General features: G+C 56.0%; 23 protein-coding genes and 1 tRNA gene. 16 read left to right on the top strand and 8 right to left on the bottom strand.

Annotated elements, in window-relative coordinates; genetic code table 11:
* Positions 1 to 36 precede the first annotated feature (36 nt).
* The 5 genes from H8Z83_RS00350 to H8Z83_RS00330 all read right to left on the bottom strand — a co-directional run bounded on the left by H8Z83_RS00350 (position 37) and on the right by H8Z83_RS00330 (position 4,041).
* On the bottom strand, positions 37 to 597 hold the full coding sequence (locus H8Z83_RS00350) for an ATP-binding cassette domain-containing protein (RefSeq protein ID WP_187013210.1): 561 nt from the start codon (positions 595 to 597) through the stop codon (positions 37 to 39).
* Positions 597 to 1,358, bottom strand: a complete 762-nt coding sequence (locus H8Z83_RS00345; RefSeq protein WP_187013209.1) for an ABC transporter permease — start codon at positions 1,356 to 1,358, stop codon at positions 597 to 599. Before H8Z83_RS00345 ends, H8Z83_RS00350 begins: the two co-directional genes overlap by 1 nt.
* A 72-nt stretch (positions 1,359 to 1,430) precedes the next feature.
* The gene (locus tag H8Z83_RS00340; protein ID WP_187013208.1) at positions 1,431 to 2,519 is read right to left on the bottom strand and encodes an ABC transporter substrate-binding protein; all 1,089 of its coding nucleotides are present in this window, start codon (positions 2,517 to 2,519) and stop codon (positions 1,431 to 1,433) included.
* 14 nt (positions 2,520 to 2,533) lie between these two features.
* Positions 2,534 to 2,788, bottom strand: a complete 255-nt coding sequence (locus H8Z83_RS00335; RefSeq protein ID WP_187013536.1) for a TM1266 family iron-only hydrogenase system putative regulator — start codon at positions 2,786 to 2,788, stop codon at positions 2,534 to 2,536.
* Between the two features lie 263 nt (positions 2,789 to 3,051).
* Complete coding sequence (locus tag H8Z83_RS00330; protein ID WP_187013207.1) at positions 3,052 to 4,041, bottom strand: LacI family DNA-binding transcriptional regulator; 990 nt, start codon at positions 4,039 to 4,041, stop codon at positions 3,052 to 3,054.
* A 302-nt stretch (positions 4,042 to 4,343) separates the two neighbouring features.
* On the opposite strand from H8Z83_RS00330, the gene gap reads away from it, so the two are divergent.
* The 3 genes from gap to ychF all read left to right on the top strand — a co-directional run bounded on the left by gap (position 4,344) and on the right by ychF (position 7,201).
* Positions 4,344 to 5,357 (top strand): type I glyceraldehyde-3-phosphate dehydrogenase, encoded by a 1,014-nt coding sequence (gene gap, locus H8Z83_RS00325; protein WP_187013206.1) that lies wholly within the window; start codon positions 4,344 to 4,346, stop codon positions 5,355 to 5,357.
* 358 nt (positions 5,358 to 5,715) lie between these two features.
* Positions 5,716 to 5,807: transfer RNA gene (locus tag H8Z83_RS00320), tRNA-Ser, on the top strand.
* A 284-nt stretch (positions 5,808 to 6,091) separates the two neighbouring features.
* The gene (gene ychF / locus H8Z83_RS00315; protein ID WP_187013205.1) at positions 6,092 to 7,201 is read left to right on the top strand and encodes a redox-regulated ATPase YchF; all 1,110 of its coding nucleotides are present in this window, start codon (positions 6,092 to 6,094) and stop codon (positions 7,199 to 7,201) included.
* An 81-nt stretch (positions 7,202 to 7,282) separates the two neighbouring features.
* Here ychF and H8Z83_RS00310 read toward each other — a convergent pair whose 3' ends face one another.
* The 3 genes from H8Z83_RS00310 to H8Z83_RS00300 all read right to left on the bottom strand — a co-directional run bounded on the left by H8Z83_RS00310 (position 7,283) and on the right by H8Z83_RS00300 (position 10,227).
* Complete coding sequence (locus tag H8Z83_RS00310) at positions 7,283 to 8,887, bottom strand: recombinase family protein (protein WP_243184664.1); 1,605 nt, start codon at positions 8,885 to 8,887, stop codon at positions 7,283 to 7,285.
* 190 nt (positions 8,888 to 9,077) lie between these two features.
* A complete protein-coding gene (locus H8Z83_RS00305; RefSeq protein WP_187013204.1) occupies positions 9,078 to 9,593 on the bottom strand; it encodes a hypothetical protein in 516 nt (171 codons plus the stop codon).
* A gap of 262 nt (positions 9,594 to 9,855) precedes the next feature.
* Positions 9,856 to 10,227, bottom strand: a complete 372-nt coding sequence (locus H8Z83_RS00300) for a transcriptional regulator (RefSeq protein ID WP_187013203.1) — start codon at positions 10,225 to 10,227, stop codon at positions 9,856 to 9,858.
* A gap of 181 nt (positions 10,228 to 10,408) precedes the next feature.
* On the opposite strand from H8Z83_RS00300, the gene H8Z83_RS00295 reads away from it, so the two are divergent.
* From H8Z83_RS00295 to H8Z83_RS00235, 13 genes are all read left to right on the top strand, one after another.
* Complete coding sequence (locus H8Z83_RS00295; RefSeq protein WP_147574074.1) at positions 10,409 to 10,627, top strand: DUF739 family protein; 219 nt, start codon at positions 10,409 to 10,411, stop codon at positions 10,625 to 10,627.
* 30 nt (positions 10,628 to 10,657) lie between these two features.
* Positions 10,658 to 10,864 carry a hypothetical protein gene (locus H8Z83_RS00290; protein WP_187013202.1) on the top strand — a complete coding sequence of 69 codons (207 nt, stop codon included), beginning with the start codon at positions 10,658 to 10,660 and terminating at the stop codon, positions 10,862 to 10,864.
* 262 nt (positions 10,865 to 11,126) lie between these two features.
* Positions 11,127 to 11,441: a hypothetical protein gene (locus tag H8Z83_RS00285; RefSeq protein ID WP_187013201.1), complete on the top strand. Its 315-nt coding sequence runs from the start codon at positions 11,127 to 11,129 to the stop codon at positions 11,439 to 11,441.
* Complete coding sequence (locus H8Z83_RS00280; protein WP_118729333.1) at positions 11,438 to 11,656, top strand: hypothetical protein; 219 nt, start codon at positions 11,438 to 11,440, stop codon at positions 11,654 to 11,656. Before H8Z83_RS00285 ends, H8Z83_RS00280 begins: the two co-directional genes overlap by 4 nt.
* Positions 11,656 to 12,036, top strand: a complete 381-nt coding sequence (locus H8Z83_RS00275; protein ID WP_158574561.1) for a DUF3846 domain-containing protein — start codon at positions 11,656 to 11,658, stop codon at positions 12,034 to 12,036. Before H8Z83_RS00280 ends, H8Z83_RS00275 begins: the two co-directional genes overlap by 1 nt.
* Positions 12,036 to 12,293, top strand: coding sequence for a hypothetical protein (locus tag H8Z83_RS00270; protein ID WP_187013200.1), 258 nt, complete (start codon positions 12,036 to 12,038; stop codon positions 12,291 to 12,293). The genes H8Z83_RS00275 and H8Z83_RS00270 overlap by 1 nt, the downstream gene beginning before the upstream one ends.
* Positions 12,294 to 12,307: 14 nt before the next feature.
* Positions 12,308 to 13,273 (top strand): ATP-binding protein, encoded by a 966-nt coding sequence (locus H8Z83_RS00265; RefSeq protein ID WP_118358652.1) that lies wholly within the window; start codon positions 12,308 to 12,310, stop codon positions 13,271 to 13,273.
* Positions 13,274 to 13,885 (top strand): hypothetical protein, encoded by a 612-nt coding sequence (locus H8Z83_RS00260; protein ID WP_187013199.1) that lies wholly within the window; start codon positions 13,274 to 13,276, stop codon positions 13,883 to 13,885.
* Positions 13,882 to 14,421 (top strand): hypothetical protein, encoded by a 540-nt coding sequence (locus tag H8Z83_RS00255; protein WP_187013198.1) that lies wholly within the window; start codon positions 13,882 to 13,884, stop codon positions 14,419 to 14,421. The genes H8Z83_RS00260 and H8Z83_RS00255 overlap by 4 nt, the downstream gene beginning before the upstream one ends.
* Positions 14,418 to 14,768 carry a hypothetical protein gene (locus H8Z83_RS00250; RefSeq protein WP_118729337.1) on the top strand — a complete coding sequence of 117 codons (351 nt, stop codon included), beginning with the start codon at positions 14,418 to 14,420 and terminating at the stop codon, positions 14,766 to 14,768. Before H8Z83_RS00255 ends, H8Z83_RS00250 begins: the two co-directional genes overlap by 4 nt.
* Positions 14,749 to 15,150, top strand: coding sequence for a DUF3268 family zinc-finger domain-containing protein (locus H8Z83_RS00245; protein WP_147574083.1), 402 nt, complete (start codon positions 14,749 to 14,751; stop codon positions 15,148 to 15,150). The genes H8Z83_RS00250 and H8Z83_RS00245 overlap by 20 nt, the downstream gene beginning before the upstream one ends.
* Positions 15,122 to 15,391 (top strand): hypothetical protein, encoded by a 270-nt coding sequence (locus H8Z83_RS00240; protein WP_187013196.1) that lies wholly within the window; start codon positions 15,122 to 15,124, stop codon positions 15,389 to 15,391. The genes H8Z83_RS00245 and H8Z83_RS00240 overlap by 29 nt, the downstream gene beginning before the upstream one ends.
* Entirely contained in the window at positions 15,381 to 15,884 is a 504-nt protein-coding gene (locus tag H8Z83_RS00235; RefSeq protein WP_187013195.1) for a single-stranded DNA-binding protein, read from the top strand. The genes H8Z83_RS00240 and H8Z83_RS00235 overlap by 11 nt, the downstream gene beginning before the upstream one ends.
* The last annotated feature ends 24 nt before the right edge of the window (positions 15,885 to 15,908 follow it).

Below are 15,908 nucleotides of genomic sequence, written 5' to 3'. Positions count from 1 at the left end.
CCCGCCGCTGACAAAAGTCAGCGGCGGGTTTCTTACTTATAGATTTACAATATTCGCCCGCAGGAGGTTCAGCTCCGTCCGGTCATGGGTCACCAGCAGCACCGGCTTTGTTTCCGCCACCCGGCGGATGGCCCGGATGGCCCGCTGCCGGTTTTCATCATCCAGTCCCGTAAATGGCTCGTCCAGGGCAATAGCCTCCGACGGGGCCAGCAGCGCCCGGGCCAAGGCCAGACGGCGCTTCATGCCTCCGGACCACGCCCCCACCGGCTTGCCCGTCTCCCAGGTCAGGCCCAGCGCCGTGAGCATGGCCGCCGCTTTCGCTTCCTCGTAGTCCGTCCCCAGCGCAAACCGGAGATTTCCCAAGGCGTCCAGCCCCTCTAACAGGCGGTCCTCCTGAAAAACGGCGCTCCAACGGACGGCCGTTCCCATCAGTTCGCCGCTGTCTGGCTTTTCCAGGCCCAACAGGATCCGCAGCAGGGTGGTCTTTCCCACGCCTGACGGCCCCCACAGGGCCGTGACTCCCACACCGACGGTAAAAGACACGTTTTCCAGCACCGGAAGGTCTCCGTAGGCTTTGCATAGGTTTTTGACTTCCATCACAGCCCCGCCTTTCCCATCAGTCGGTCCACCAGCGCCAAAAACAGTCTCTCAAACGCCACTGACACCGCCACAATGGTAACGGTCCACGCAAACAGATCCGCCGTCTGGAAGTAGACCTTGGCGGTGTATAGCCGCTCTCCCATGGACCCGGCGGGCAAGCCGATGATCTCCGCCGCTGCCCCGGCTTTCCAGCAAAGCCCCAGGCCCAAAGATACCGCCGTGCGGAAATAGGGCATCACCTGCGGCAGATAGATGCCCCGGAGCCGCCGCCCAAGGGGGACCCGGAACACCCGGGCCATTTCCAGAAGCCGACGGTCCGTGCGGCAGATGCCCTCCAGCACATTCAGGTACACCGGCGGGAACACCATCAGCGCCGAGATGAACAGGGACAGGCTCCGGCTGTTGAGCCACACCTGCGCCAGAATGATGAAGGACGCCACCGGCACCGCCTTGACCGCCGCCACCAGCGGGGCCATCAGCCCCCGGAGCCACTGTTTCCACGCCGCCAGTGCCGCCAGCACCACCGCCAACACCGTGGCGAGCAGAAATCCGCCGAAGATGCGGATGGCGGACCAGGCCACCGTCCGCCAGAAAGCGGCGGTAACGGCCAGCTGCCCCAGCCGCAGCAGCACATTCACCGGAGACGCCAGCAGCAGCTCTCCATGGGGGTATGCCGCCCTCAGGGCCATGGCTGCCAGCTGCCACACCACCAGCCAGAAAAGCACCGCCCACAGGCGGAGGTCTGTTTTCCTGTCCATAGGCGGCGCTCCTTTCTATCGTAAATTCAGATATAGGCCAAGTGTAGCTCTGCCTGCGCGGATTTTTCGGTTTTATCCGCCATAGTAAAAATCATCCCCGGGCAGGGCGCCGCCCACGGAGGAGGGCTCCGCGTCGGCCAGAACCTGCAGATAGCCGGAGAGCTTGTCCTTCATCTCACCGCCGGTGAGACAGACGATGTTGCAATAGGGCAGAGCCTTTTCCGCCACAGCGGCATCTACAATGCCGTACTCGCCGACAAGGGCGGCAGCCTCAGCAGTGTTGCCGTTCACCCACTCCACGCTGGCGGCGTAATTCTGGAGGAAGCTGTCCACCGCGCCGGGATTGGCCTCCACCACATCCCGCCGGGCCACGATGACGCCGGTGATGAGTGCGGAGCCGTTGTCCAGCTTGTCCCACTCCGCTGTCAGATCCAGCGCCATGCGAAGGCCCTCAATTTTTGTCTGAGCCACGGTGACAAAGGGCTGCGGCAGCAGGGCGATGGCCGCCTGGCCGGAGGCCAGTGCCGCCACACACTCGCTGTGCTCGCTCTTCCAGTCGATGGTCACATCCTTGTCCGGGTCAATGCCGTTTTCCGTCAGCAGATACCGCAGGGCATATTCCGGGGTGCTGCCCTTACCGGCGGCCACGATGGTCTGGCCCTTCAAGTCCGCCATAGACTGCACCGTTTCTCCGTTTTCCACGATATACAGCACACCAAGGGTGTTCACCGCCAGCACTTCCACGGCGCCGCCGGTCTTGCCGTACAGCACGGCGGCCAGATTGGCGGGGACGCAGGCCATGTCCAGGTCCCCCTTGATGAGGGCCGGGGTCACCTCGTCGGCAGAGCCGGCCAGCGTGAAGGTGTAAAGATTGCCCACCTCACCCTCGTAGGGTTTGGCAGAGCTCAGCAGGGCGCCGATCGTTTCATCATTGTCCTTCATCAGCTTCACAAGGCCCATAGCAGTCGGGCCTTTCAGTGCGGCAATTCTGAAATGGGCAGTGTCTGCCTCTGTACCATCCGGCGCTTCGACCGCCGGTTCTTCCGTTTGGGCAGGTTCCTCCGGCTGCTCCGATTCGGCGGCCTTCTGGCCGCAGGCAGTCAGGGACAGGGTCAGGGCCAGAGACAGGCCCAGCGCCAACAGTTTTTTCTTCCAGTTCATGTTTTTTCTTCCTTTCATACGCTCCCCGCCGGGGCATAGACGGTCTTGGCGGTGACACCCTCCAAGCGGCCCAGCTTTCCAGACAGGGCGGAGATGACGTCACCGGGGGCATCCATGGCCACGCTGATGATGTTCACGCCCTTCTCCCGGTAGGGTACGCCCATGCGGCCCACGATATACGGCCCGTACTGGTGCAGCAGGTCATTCAGTGCCGCGACCTGCGTGCCCTCCCGGACAATGATGGCAATGACAGCCACCCGCGTTTCCACAGCTTCCACAGCGGTCTCTCCTTCTCAATAAAGTAATACATCCCCCCTGCCGTTCAGCAGAGGGGATGACAAATGTACAGCGATCTTGTCCTTCCTCATCTTTCGGTTCGGAGCATCCTCACCGGCAGAACGGTATGCGGGCATGGTGTCGCCGGTCAGAAGCACTTTCCGGAGACGTTCCAACCATAACATACCCGTATGGTCCTGTCAAGACAAAGCCCCGCCCCGGAATGATCCGGGACGGGGCATAAACGTTTTTCTTATTACATGCCGCAGGGCTGATAGGTAGAAGTCAGCACCTGTTCAAAGGCAGGGGCATCCGGCGTCTCGATCCGCTGGAGGATCAGTTCACCGGCAGTCTCACCCAGCTTTTCCACCGGCTGGATGATGCAATCCATCTGGTTGGAATACAGGTAATTGATGTCCGAATCATAATCCACAAAGGTGACCAGGTCGATGTCCTCTCCCAGCTTGAAGCCCTTCTTGTGGAGGTAGATCACCGTCTCCGAGGCCATCAGGCCCTGGGCCACCACCAGCGCGTCACACTTCTGCTCCAGCAGCTCATCCAGACAGGACTGGGCGCTGTTTTCCATAGAGTTGCCGTAGCGAATCAGCAGGTCATCCTGAGGCAGACCGCAGTCCGCCACAGCCTCCTGATAGGCAGCGATCCGCTCCTTGGTAGAGGACAGCCGGGGCAGGCCGCCGATCATGCCGATCCGCTTGTCGCCCTTGCCCGCCAGACGGCAGACGCTGCGGTAGATCGGTTGGAAATTGGACACGCTCACCGACGGGAACCGCTTTGTGTCAAAGGTCCGGTCCACCAGCACCACCGGAAATCCGGCGGGGATCAGGGACTCGAACCGGCTGAAATCCTCCATGGTGCTGGCGATGAGCAGCCCGTCCACCAGTCCCGCGGAAAGCAGGCGGATATTGGTCTCCTCCCGCTCTGGGTTCTCCTTTGTATTGGCAATGATCAGATGGTATCCGTGGGCAGAGAGATAATTCTCTACGGATTCGATCATCGTTGCGAAAAACTTATTGGAAATATCCGGAACGATAAATCCAATGGTTTTTTTCTTTCCGGTCCGGAAGCTTCTGGCCGAGGCGTCCGGCGTGTAGCCCAGCTCCGCGATAGCCCGGTAGACCTTCTCCTTGGTCTCGCCGGAGACGTAGCGGGTCGAGTTGATGGTGTGGGAAACCGTGGCGGTGGAAACACCCGCCAACCTTGCCACATCGCTGATGGTCACCTTCATGATCGTTCACCTCTTTACGCAATTTTTCTACGTTTGCGTAATCATTTGCATTTTACAGTATACGCCCCCGCTTCATATAACGTCAAGTCTTTTTTGGCTCCTTTCTTCTACTTTTTCGCTTTTTTATCAAATTCCAACCAAATCCTCGCCATTTTGCCCAATATGCTCTCAGAATGTTATGCAAAATGCTGATTGCCATTTTTTATCGTCCATGATAAGATAGTAAAAGCAAAGAAATAATCGTTTGCGCAAACGATTCTTTAATCTTTTAAAGTTTTTTCAATATTGAAAGGAGTTTTCCCATGCTCACGAAGATTGGTATCAATGGCTTTGGCCGCATCGGCCGTCTCACTTTCCGCGCTGCCCTGACTCATGACGATGTTGAGGTTGTCGCTCTGAACGATCCCTTCATGAACCCCGAGTACATGGCTTACATGCTCAAGTATGACTCTGTTCACGGCAAGTTCCCCGGCACTGTCGAGGCTTATGACGGCGGTCTGATCGTCAACGGCAAGAAGTACCCCGTCTTCACCTCTATGGAGGTCAAGGACATTCCCTGGGCTTCCGTGGGTGCTGAGTACATCTGCGAGTGCACCGGCAAACACCTGACCAAGGAGCTCTGCCAGGGCCACATCGACGCTGGTGCCAAGCACGTCATCATGGGCGCTCCCTCCAAGGATGACACCCCCATGTTCGTCTGCGGCGTCAACCTGGATAAGTACACCAGCGACATGACCTTCGTCTCCAACGCTTCCTGCACCACCAACTGCCTGGCTCCCATTGCCAAGGTTCTGAATGACAAGTTCGGCATCGTGGAAGGCCTGATGACCACCGTTCACTCTGTCACTCCCACTCAGAAGCTGCTGGACGGCGCTTCCCTGAAGGATTGGCGCGGCGGCCGTGCTGCTACCGGCAACATCATCCCCTCCTCCACCGGCGCTGCCAAGGCTGTCGGCAAGGTTATCCCCGAACTGAACGGCAAGCTCACCGGTATGTCCATGCGTGTTCCCACTCTGGACGTTTCCGTTGTGGACCTGACCGTCAAGCTGGCTAAGCCCGCCACCTATGAGGATATCTGCAAGGCCATGAAGGACGCTTCCGAGGGCGAGCTGAAGGGCGTTCTGGGTTACACCGATGAGGAAGTTGTTTCCTCTGACTTCCTGGGCGATTCCCGCACCTCCATCTTCGACAAGAAGGCTGGTATCGCTCTGACCGACACCTTCGTGAAGGTCGTTTCTTGGTACGACAACGAGTGCGGCTACTCCAACAAGATGGTGGAGCTGATCCGTCACATGTCTGCCGTTGACCACAAGTAAGTTTTCAAGCATCATGAAGCGGCATGGCGTTCTGCCATGCCGCTTCAGCGTGTAGAAAAAGTCTTTTCTCTCTGCTGAGTCTATTTTCAGAGCTTTACAACTGTTCTAAAGCTTTTTGATTTCAATAACGCAGCACCCTTTTTGGGGTGGCCGCGCACACGCTTCCTCACCGCTGCAGAAAATCTGTCGCTTTCTTGGCAGGCGCAAAGCCGCTCGCCGCAAGGGTTCCGGCAAAAAGCGCAAATTTCTCAAGAGAAATACAGAAAAGGGCTTGACTTTTTTAAAGTCTCTGTTATAATAATATCGCTGTCTGTTCAAGGCAACAAGTGCATAGCGGAAAAGCGCTGGACACAGCTATGGAGAAGTCGCCTAGTTGGTCGAGGGCGCATGATTGGAAATCATGTAGGCTCCTAAAGGGTCTCGAGGGTTCGAATCCCTCCTTCTCCGCCACACAAAACCCTGTAATCTCAACGGTTACAGGGTTTTGTTATGCCCTTTGCACCTTTATTGAGCTTTACGCCAACCAGACTGTTTCGCCGGTCATGTTCCATAAGACCGGCAGCCGTAGGCGGCGCTACGAAGCCTTACCGGTTGGCTGTCCCCGATGATATAGCTGTCGTTTCAACGTCATCAGCAGCAGTCTTTTCCCCCCGCCCTACTTGCGCTTTTCCCAATAGGATGATAAAATGTGCTATTAGAAAACGCCAAACAACAGCAAAAGGAGAATTTGCTTTATGAAATTAGGTATCGTGGGACTGCCGAATGTTGGCAAGTCCACCCTGTTCAACGCCATCACCAACGCCGGTGCCGAGAGCGCCAATTACCCCTTCTGCACCATTGACCCCAACGTGGGCATGGTAGCAGTGCCGGATGCACGGCTGGACAAGCTGGCAGAGATCTATGAGCCGGACAAAAAGACCCCGGCGGTCATTGAGTTCGTGGACATCGCCGGTCTGGTGAAGGGCGCCAGTCAGGGTGCGGGCCTTGGCAACAAGTTCCTGGCCAATATTCGCGAGACCGATGCCATCGTCCATGTGGTCCGCTGCTTTGATGACGAAAACATCATGCACGTGGTGGCAGACGCCGGCACCAACGTGCCCGTAGATCCCGTGGGGGATATTGAGGCCATCGATATGGAGCTGATCATGGCGGATTTGGACATGGTCCAGCGCCGTGTGGACAAGGCCCAGAAGGCCGCCAAGGGCGACAAGAAGTTCCTTCATGAGGTGGATGTATTCAAGGCCCTGGCGGAGCATCTGGACGGCGGCAAGTCTGCCCGGACCTTTGACTGCTCCGATGATGACAAGGCCCTGATCTCCACCTCCGACCTGCTGACCCTCAAGCCCATCATCTACGCCGCCAACATGGACGAGGACGGCTTCGCCAATCAGGAGGGCAACGAGTATCTGAAGAAGGTCCGTGCGCTGGCAGAAGCGGAGGGTAGCGAGGTGCTGCCCATCTGTGCCAAGCTGGAGCAGGACATCGCTGAGCTGGAGGGCGAGGACCGCCAGATGTTCTTGGACGAGCTGGGCATTGCGGAATCCGGTCTGGACCGGCTCATCAAGTGTAGCTACTCCCTGCTGGGCCTTATCTCTTTCCTGACCTACGGCAAGGATGAGTGCCGCGCCTGGACCATCAAAAAGGGCACCAAGGCCCCTCAGGCCGCCGGTAAAATCCACACTGACATCGAGCGGGGCTTCATCCGGGCGGAGGTCATTGCCTATGATGATATGATCAAGTACGGCGGTGTCAACGCCGCCAAGGAGAAGGGCCAGCTCCGCAGCGAAGGCAAGGAGTATGTGGTTCAGGACGGTGACATGATCTACTTCCGCTTCAACGTGTAAAATCAGCTTTAAACAACAGCGGTCCCGGATATGACACCCGGGACCGCTCTTTCGCGAGGATGGGGGATGTGTGAAAAAGCTCTACCGCCAAAAGAAATGGACATGACGAAAAGTCATGTCCATTTCTTTTGGTGGAGCAGAGCAGAGCTTAAACGAACACTCAGCCTCGTTATTCTCTACTGCGTTAACTGCGGATTCTATTGGGATCTGGATTGTATTTTTATTGCCGGAGAAACTGAACACCAGCCGCAGATCATCGTCATAAGCATACACCGCGACCAGGAATGTGTCAAATAGGCGCGCTTGGTACTTCTTATCGTGAACATCGCCATCTCGGAACATCTCCAAGCCGGATATAATGTCATCGCGGCTGACAGTCACGATGTCTGCCCGAGCCGCTGCGATATTAGCTTTGATGGTAGCGCGCTCAGACTCCAGCTCGACCAGCCTGCTTTTCGTGGTTTCGGTGATGATGCCCTGCTCGATGGCGGACATGATGTTTTTTATGCCATGCTCCGTGCCGGCGAGTTGGTCTTCCAAAATGCCGACCTTGCTCTCGGCTTCCTTGCGCTCATTGTAGGCGACCGTGCTGTCGGCGATCCACTCGATAACATCGTCCTTCAGAGCATAGTCCTTGATGGCCTGGGCGACCTGCAGCTCAATTTCATCTCGGCGCACATTCTTTTTATCGCAGGTCTTTTCCGTTCGACGCTTCTGGCAGACGTAGTAGTAATGCAGGTTGCCGGAGCGTCCGGTGCCGGAGACGCCAGTCATGGGGCTTTTACAATGCCCGCAGAACAGCTTGCCGGTAAGCAGATAGTCACCATTGACGCGGTGACGCCCTTGCGGATTCTTCTTCGTGGTGATCACCTCCTGGACCTTGAAGTAAAGCTCGTCGCTGATAATCCTCGGGATGCCGCCCTCTTTGCGGACATCGCCGTAAATATAGATGCCGCGATACCGTTCGTTGGAAAGGATCTTCTGAAAGCTCGACCGCCCCCACGGGCGACCGTACGAGGTCTTGATTCCACGGGCATTCAGGCTGGCCATGATATCAACGAAAGCCTCACCGCAGGAAACGCGAGTGAATATCTCCCGGATAACCGCAGCCTTCGGCTCGTCGATGGCATAGTGCAGCGTTTCGTCCGCTTTATAGCCGTAGGGCAGATGGCCGTTCGCCACCATGCAATTCGCGGCGTTGTCATATAGGCCGCGCTTGATGTCCTCGGCCATGTTCTCGGAATAGAACTGGTTGACATTCATCATCGAGCGGGCGGCGAAGCGTCCAGCCGCAGTATCGTCGAAATCCTCCTCCACATAGAGAACACGAACGCCAAGATCCTGAAGCCGAGCTTCGTTGATCAGAGCCTCCAGCATATTGCGCCCCATGCGGTTAGACTTCCACGCGATTACATAGCGGAACTTCCCTTTTGCAGCGTCAGTCATCATGCGCTGGAAGTCACGGCGCTTGTCGGTGCGGCCAGAAACGGCGCGGTCGGCATAGGTGTCAATGATCCTGATGCCATACTCCACCGCCAGCTCGTAGCCCTTTTCAAACTGCTGCTCTACGGAAATGTCCTTCTGGTTGTGGCTGCTGTACCGACCGTAGAGAACGCCCGGCTCTTCGATTTCCAGCTTCTTGCCCCGCTTCGGTTTCGCCGGGTGCTTTGCAGGTTTTCTTGGCAACAGCGCCACCCCCTTCTAACGATAGATTTGCAGTAGTAGATATTCAGAATCAGAAACAGATTACAGATACAGTCTCAGATACAGATACAGGTACAGAGACAGTGCGCGCACGATCGCGCGCACACGCACGCGCGCACGCGATGTATCGCTACCCTATAGATACGGTATAGATACCATATCTATAGGGTATCTATTGTTCGATTTTATGATTTTCCGCATATAAGCGCGCTGCGGGGAACTTCTCGAATAAATCGTCGAGACTTGAAATCTGGGTGGTTACCACAGAGCCAGATCTCGTATCAGAAAATAGACCACTTATTGTATCAGCCTCATCAGAATAGACATCACTGCTGAAACGGAGCATTGAGTTTCCAGTCACAGCCATGCTAACAGAAAAACAATCTCGGGAATCGGCATCGAACTCAGTTTCAAATGCTTCGCGCGTTGCCAGTACATAGTCCCCGAAAGATGATTCTCTCCCGGAGGTTCCAACGGAAACACGGAGGCTATATATGCCGTCTTCTTCTCCGACGGACAGAGATAAAACAGGTACAACTCCAGACAGCATAGAAGAAAGGCTATCTTCGTGGGCTTGCAGCTCCTGGTCGACAGAGGCACTTTCTTGGACTTCGGACGAGCACCCAGCTAATGATAATGCCAATACACAGCATAAGAAAACTGGCCAGCCTTTGAACACTCTTTTCATGTTTACCTCCTCGCTTCTCAAACTCCCGCTCCTACACCATACCACGATGCGAAGTCAGTCGAAAGTGATAATATATCTTTTCAAAGCGAAACTGCATAAATTTTGATAGAATAACGATGCCGTAGATGGCAATTTTGCAAAGAAAGGAGTCCGGGCATGGGACACGATCATCAATCGGAAGCAGTAGCGAGGAGCATATTGAAAACGCTGCTCGCGGCCGAGCTGTTTTCAAAGCTTTCCGAAAGCCAGCAGGATATGATAATCAGCCAGCTAAAAGCCCTTTTATCACATTGATGATGATATCTTGTTTTTCCGGGGTCAGCAGCTCGAATAGCTCAATATACTCTTTTGTGCGCCCATCGCTCGTTTCAGCGGTGGGCGTTACGCTTCTTTCCATGCTGACATCATATCCCATAAGCCAGGCCTCGGAAACGCCGAGTGCGAGGCCGAGGATTGTAAGCTTGTCCTGCCCGGGAAGGGTCTTCCCTGAGACATACTGGCTCAAATCGTTCTTGTTGAGCTTTACGTCAAACCGTTTGCAATAAGGCTCTGCAGCGTGAAGAATATCGACCTGGCGCATCTTCTTGATGTCCATGATTTGCTTCAAACGCTGAGAAGTGTTGTACTCTTTCATCGGTCTATCCTCCCCTTGCAGATGACATCATTATAAAGGGCTTTGAACAAAAGTTCAATAGCGAAAAGAAAAAAAGTTCAACTTTTTTGAAAAAATGTGTTGCAAATCATCAAGGCGTATGGTATTCTAACGACAGGTTCAAGGAAATTGAACTTTTGAACAAGCTGAAAGGAGGATAAAAATGGCGTACGATTACAGCAAGCTCTTGGGTCGCATCACCGAAAAGTTTGGAACGCAGGCTCGCTTTTCCGGCGCGATGGGAATGTCTGAGCGCAGCCTTTCTCTGAAGCTCAACAGCAAAGTACCGTTTAAGCAGCCGGAGATTTCCAAGGCCTGTTCTCTGCTGGAGATTGGCGATTCCGACATTCCTGCTTATTTTTTTACCATTGAAGTTCAATAGCTTTGAACTAATGGGAGAGAGGAGGTTCCGATGCAGGTCGCAAGGCTTACGCCAACCGAGGAAAGCGAGCTGGTGAACGAAGTACATATCAACACGGCGGAGATTCCTGATTTTGTACGGGACAACCTCGCCGCAGCGACGCTGGATCTGATCCACGGAATACTTCGGCAGCCAGGTGGACGCGAAGCGCTGGACGCAAAAACCGCAGCCAGACGCGCAGGCAGATCCGCAAAATGAAGGGAGTTGAAAGAATGGCATATTACCGGACTTGCCCGCTTTGCGGGAGCAATAATGACCCGGGTGAAGCCTGTGATTGCCGCGCGGAAACGAAAAAAGAGTCCGCCCCGGCGCAACGGGAACGGACTCAGGCAAATGGATACCCGTACACAGTTTACCAGCCGGGTCGAGCCTCGTCAAGAACAAAGGAGGTGCAACCGTGGCAGAAGAGTTGAGAGAGCTCCGGCTTTCCAAGCAGATACCGGCCAAGGATATGGTCGCGGTGGTACAAGCCATCTACCCCAAGTACGACAAGACCGTTCAGAGCAAGTGCGAGAACGGAGACGCCTACGGTGTGAGCCTGCGGCCGGACGCGATGGCGGCGCTCTACGCGCACTTCGCACCGGAGCTGGTAGAGAGCCGTAAGACGGCCAAAAAGGACGCGCACCGGCTGACCTGTCGTATCTCGGCAAGGCTTGAAACCGCCGACTACGAGGAGTTGCAACGGCTGATAGCGGCTGAGGGCTACGCCACCACACAGGACTGGCTGACCGCCACCGTCCGCCGCTACATCGCAGAGGCAGGTGAAACCGAATGAACTACGATCTGCCAGACCACCCCGTTATCCAAAACATGGAGCGCACCGGCTACCCGGACGGCAAGGAGCCGACCTTCCCGATTTGCCCCGTCTGTGGTGAAGAGTGCGAGGAAATTTTCAGAGACAAAGATTTGAATATCGTCGGCTGCGATATCTGCATCAAGCAGTCCGACGCATGGGAGGAGCCGGAGTGCTTCCCCGGAAAGGAGCATTGATGAAAGGACTGGTTATCACTACCGAAAACAAGATGCAGGTCAGGGAGTTCGGCGAGCCTGCCTATGAGACCATCGGAAAGGCTGTCGGCGGATGGATCGAGGTCGTACACCCGAAGGGCCTGCCCGATCCGTTCTGCATGGTCGTCAACGAGGAAGGACTGCTGCACGGTCTGCCGCTCAATTTGTTCGGCTGCATTCTCTACGATACCGTGCGCCACGGAAATCCCATTGTCGGAAACATCGTGATTCTCAAAGAAGGCTTCACCACGCCTGGCGAGAGAGACTTTATCGGGCTGGACGAGGACGACGTCAAATTCCTCGGCGCAATGGCCGTCAGTCTGAGCGGCGGCGGCATCAAGTGGGAAAGCGAGGCGCGATAATGGCAAAGTTCTATTTTACCTACGGCACGGACGGTCAGCCGTTTTTCGGCGGCTGGACTGAGGTCGAAGCCCCGGACTCTCACGCGGCCTGTGCCGCGTTCCGCGCCTATCACCCCGATAAGACCGAGGGCTTAGTGAATTGCTCCAGCATCTATGACGAGGAGAAGTTCAAGCTGACCGGAATGTACCGGGAAAGCAATTTCGGTTTCCGGTGCCACGAAATCATCACTCTGCGGCGCGAAGCCGCTACCAACTGAAAGGAGCTATCACCATGATTAGAAACCCGAACGACATCCAGGAGGGCGCAAAGAAAATCCGCATGCTGATCGCCGGTTATCCCGGCATCGGAAAATCCACTCTGGCACTGTCCGCCCCCAATCCCCTGCACATTGACGTCGATTTCGGCATCGACCGCATCGAGCCGCGCTACCGCAAGCCGTACATCCAGCCGCAGAGCTACGACGAGATCCTTGGCGACCTCACCCCCATCAATCTTCAGGACTTCGATACCCTCGTCTTTGATACCGGCGGCAAGCTCATTTCCCTCATGTCCCTGTGGGCTATCAAGAAAGACCCGAAGTATGGCCAGCGCGACGGCAGCCTCTCTCTCAAGGGCTATGGCTTCGTCGGTAAGGAGTTCGTCCGGCTGATGGACTACTGCTTCTATGAGCTGCAGAAGAACATCGTCATTGTATTCCACGCCACCGAGGAAAAGGACGGCGACAACACCCGCCTCCGCATCAAGGTCGAGGGGCAGACAAAAAACAATGTCTGGGAGCCTATGGACTTGGGCGGCTTCGTGGAGATTTACGGCAATGACCGCACCATCGGCTTCTCCAACTGCGAGAGGTATTTCGCCAAGGGGACGCGCGGCATCTCCGGCATTCGCAAGATCCCCGCACTCGGCCCGACCAGCCCTAACGACTTCCTGACGAAGCTGTTCGCCGAGTACAACGCCAAGGCCACTGCCGAGGTCGAGCAGAACGCTGTTGATCAGGCGGCATACGAGGCCGCGATGGTTGAGGGCACGGCCATCATCGCCGGCATTGTCGATGCCGACACCGCCAACGCCGCCATGCCGAAATATCAGGCCATTAAGCACGCGCTGACCTCCAACAAGGAGCTGGGCGTCCTCTGGAACAAGAAGGTTAAGGAGTGCGGCCTGTTCTACGATAAGGTGCTGAAAAAGTACACGCCCGCGCCGGCAGCGCCCGGAGAGGAGAAGGGAGCTGAGTAAATGGGACGCTACCTGATGACCCATTCGCTGCTGTCGTCCTGGCTCTACACCATGAAGGGCAACCCCTATGAGGATATGACAACGGAGCGCGACCCGATGGCGGAGTTTATGCTGACGCTGCGCCGGGAGCCGACGCCTACCACCGAGGCCATGCAGAACGGCATCGACTTTGAAGATTTGGTGACGAGCATTATCAACGGCCGCGGCGATCCGAACAATCAGTGGTATGCCGCTGCCGAAAAGGTCGCTCGACGGTGCGCCGAGGGCATCCTCCAGTACAAGGCCAAGAAGGTTGTCGAAGTCGGCGGCGTGAGCCTGCTGCTGTACGGCCGTCTGGACTGCTTGAAAGCCGGGGAAATCATCGACGTCAAGTTCACCAAGAGCTATGACGCTGGAAAATATTTCGGCAGTACCCAGCACCCCACCTACTTCGAGTTAATCCCCGAAGCGCGGCAGTTTACCTACATCGCCAGCAACGGGCGCGATGTATGGCCGGAAACGTACCGCCGTGAGGACGCTCCCAGCATCTTCCCTGTCATTTCCGACTTCTTCGACTGGCTCCGGGCAGTGGATCTGATGCAGGTCTATCAGGAGAAGTGGGCTGCATTATGAACGGCAAGCTGAAAGACTGGTCGTTCTCTCGCACCGGCGAAAGCGTCCTGACCATCACGACCAGAGAGAGCTGCAAGAAGCTGTGGGATGCGCTCGGCGATCAGGAGATCACATTCTCCATCAAAAGGCGCGTCATCCCCCGAAGCCTCAACGCGAACAGCTACGCGTGGTCGCTGATTGAGAAATTGGCCGTCGCGGTGAAGTCGGACAAGGACTCTGTTTACGAGGAAATGCTCCGGCGCTACGGCACCGGCGAGACATACACCGACGAGGCCGGGAACGAGTGCAAGGTACTGTTTTCCCTACGGGAGGGCGTACCGCCTGCACTGGTGGCGCGGCACTACGCAGAAACTGGCGTCGGTTATGTCGAGGGGAAGAAGTTCATTCATTACCGGGCGATCAAAGGCACCAGCGAATATTCCACGAAAGAAATGAGTGTCTTTCTGGACGGCATCATTTCCGAGTGCCAGGAGGTCGGCATCGAAACCGACACCCCCGAGCAGATTGCCAGATACAAGGAGGAATGGGGTCGATGAGCTATGGCGAAGAACTTATGACTGAAATGCTGATTGCCGAAGCACTCGAGGAGCAAGACCGGAAGGACCAGGTGTGCCGCTTCTATGGAGCTATCGGCGCCAAGGTGTGGATTACCTCGGACGGGAGCAGCATCAGCATTCGCAAGATGGATAGCCGTCATATCCGAAATTGCATCTCAATGCTCAAGGGGAATATGCCGCTTTATGATGAGCCTTTCGATAGGATCGCCTTAAAGTATATCGAACTGTTTGAAGCGGAAATTCAGACAAGATACCCACCCAAAGATGCCTCCGAGGGCTTCTTTGATGAAGAGGAGGACGAATTCATTGCGCAAAGTTTATTGTGACTACTGCGGTCGAGAGACTGAGTATGTCGACAGCAAGGTCATCTACGGCAAGAGCTACGGCAAGATTTACCTCTGCCGGAACTGCATGGCTTATGTTGGCGTTCATAAGGGAACGGACAAGCCCCTCGGTCGGCTGGCCAATGCGGAACTGCGGAATTGGAAAAAGGCTGCACACGCCGTATTTGACCCTCTGTGGAAGTATGGCCGCTTTCGCGGTCATCGCAACGCTGCCTATGCGTGGCTAGCCCAGAAGATGGGCTTGCCTGTGGAGAAGACCCACATCGGAATGTTTGATGTCGGCCAGTGCCGCAAGGCTATCGAAATCATTGAGAAAGAAACGAAAGGAGACCGTTATGGAAGATACCAAAAAGACCCCCGCTGAGCTGGTCGCTGATCTGATGCTTGACCCCGGCTTTGTCCTCGTTCCGCAGGATCGCTACGAGGAGCTGATCCGCGCTGAAACTGAGCGCGATGTGCTGGAAGCGACCATCAAGGGTGAGAACAGCTACAATGTCGATAGAGTTCTCGATGCCATTCAGCAGGCGCGCAGTGCGCTGTTCCGCATGAAGATGTTGGTGCTGCGAAACGCTGACGAGCCGGAGGATACGGCCGATGCTGAATAAGATCATCGTCATGGGTCGATTGACCCGCGACCCAGAATTGCGGCGTACGCAGTCCGGCCTTTCTGTGACCAGCTTCTCCGTCGCCTGCGACCGCGATTTCAAAAGCCAGTCCGGGGAAAAGGAAACGGATTTCATCGACATCGTTGCCTGGCGCCAGACCGCTGAATTCGTCTGCAAATATTTCAGCAAGGGACGCATGGCGATCGTCGAGGGGCGACTGCAGATCCGCGACTGGCAGGACAACAACGGCAACAAGCGCCGATCCGCCGAGATTGTAGCCGACAATGTTTACTTTGGGGATTCCAAACGCGACGGTGACGGAGGCGGCTATCAGCAGGGCGGTTACGCGCCGCAGGGCGGATATCCTCAGCAGAGCCAGGGCTACGGTGCGCCGGGCGGCTCTTATGGCGGCACTGCTCCTGGTGGATATCCCGCCTCTGACTACGGTGACTTTAGTGAAGTCGGCGAGGATGATGGAGAGCTGCCATTCTGAAACGGTCGCCCGGGGAACCGGGCG

The organism is Dysosmobacter segnis (assembly GCF_014297285.1).
Classification (GTDB): Bacteria; Bacillota; Clostridia; order Oscillospirales; family Oscillospiraceae; genus Oscillibacter; species Oscillibacter segnis.
This window is presented reverse-complemented; position numbering and strand designations above follow the sequence as displayed.

Excerpts from the sequence above, each read along its gene's own strand:
- H8Z83_RS00350 (WP_187013210.1), bottom strand. The coding sequence starts at position 597 with ATGGAAGTCAAAAACCTATGCAAAGCCTACGGAGACCTTCCGGTGCTG.
- H8Z83_RS00345 (WP_187013209.1), bottom strand. The coding sequence starts at position 1,358 with ATGGACAGGAAAACAGACCTCCGCCTGTGGGCGGTGCTTTTCTGGCTG.
- H8Z83_RS00340 (WP_187013208.1), bottom strand. The coding sequence starts at position 2,519 with ATGAACTGGAAGAAAAAACTGTTGGCGCTGGGCCTGTCTCTGGCCCTG.
- H8Z83_RS00330 (WP_187013207.1), bottom strand. The coding sequence starts at position 4,041 with ATGAAGGTGACCATCAGCGATGTGGCAAGGTTGGCGGGTGTTTCCACC.
- gap (WP_187013206.1), top strand. The coding sequence starts at position 4,344 with ATGCTCACGAAGATTGGTATCAATGGCTTTGGCCGCATCGGCCGTCTC.
- ychF (WP_187013205.1), top strand. The coding sequence starts at position 6,092 with ATGAAATTAGGTATCGTGGGACTGCCGAATGTTGGCAAGTCCACCCTG.
- H8Z83_RS00305 (WP_187013204.1), bottom strand. The coding sequence starts at position 9,593 with ATGAAAAGAGTGTTCAAAGGCTGGCCAGTTTTCTTATGCTGTGTATTG.
- H8Z83_RS00300 (WP_187013203.1), bottom strand. The coding sequence starts at position 10,227 with ATGAAAGAGTACAACACTTCTCAGCGTTTGAAGCAAATCATGGACATC.
- H8Z83_RS00295 (WP_147574074.1), top strand. The coding sequence starts at position 10,409 with ATGGCGTACGATTACAGCAAGCTCTTGGGTCGCATCACCGAAAAGTTT.
- H8Z83_RS00290 (WP_187013202.1), top strand. The coding sequence starts at position 10,658 with ATGCAGGTCGCAAGGCTTACGCCAACCGAGGAAAGCGAGCTGGTGAAC.
- H8Z83_RS00280 (WP_118729333.1), top strand. The coding sequence starts at position 11,438 with ATGAACTACGATCTGCCAGACCACCCCGTTATCCAAAACATGGAGCGC.
- H8Z83_RS00275 (WP_158574561.1), top strand. The coding sequence starts at position 11,656 with ATGAAAGGACTGGTTATCACTACCGAAAACAAGATGCAGGTCAGGGAG.
- H8Z83_RS00270 (WP_187013200.1), top strand. The coding sequence starts at position 12,036 with ATGGCAAAGTTCTATTTTACCTACGGCACGGACGGTCAGCCGTTTTTC.
- H8Z83_RS00265 (WP_118358652.1), top strand. The coding sequence starts at position 12,308 with ATGATTAGAAACCCGAACGACATCCAGGAGGGCGCAAAGAAAATCCGC.
- H8Z83_RS00260 (WP_187013199.1), top strand. The coding sequence starts at position 13,274 with ATGGGACGCTACCTGATGACCCATTCGCTGCTGTCGTCCTGGCTCTAC.
- H8Z83_RS00255 (WP_187013198.1), top strand. The coding sequence starts at position 13,882 with ATGAACGGCAAGCTGAAAGACTGGTCGTTCTCTCGCACCGGCGAAAGC.
- H8Z83_RS00250 (WP_118729337.1), top strand. The coding sequence starts at position 14,418 with ATGAGCTATGGCGAAGAACTTATGACTGAAATGCTGATTGCCGAAGCA.
- H8Z83_RS00240 (WP_187013196.1), top strand. The coding sequence starts at position 15,122 with ATGGAAGATACCAAAAAGACCCCCGCTGAGCTGGTCGCTGATCTGATG.
- H8Z83_RS00235 (WP_187013195.1), top strand. The coding sequence starts at position 15,381 with ATGCTGAATAAGATCATCGTCATGGGTCGATTGACCCGCGACCCAGAA.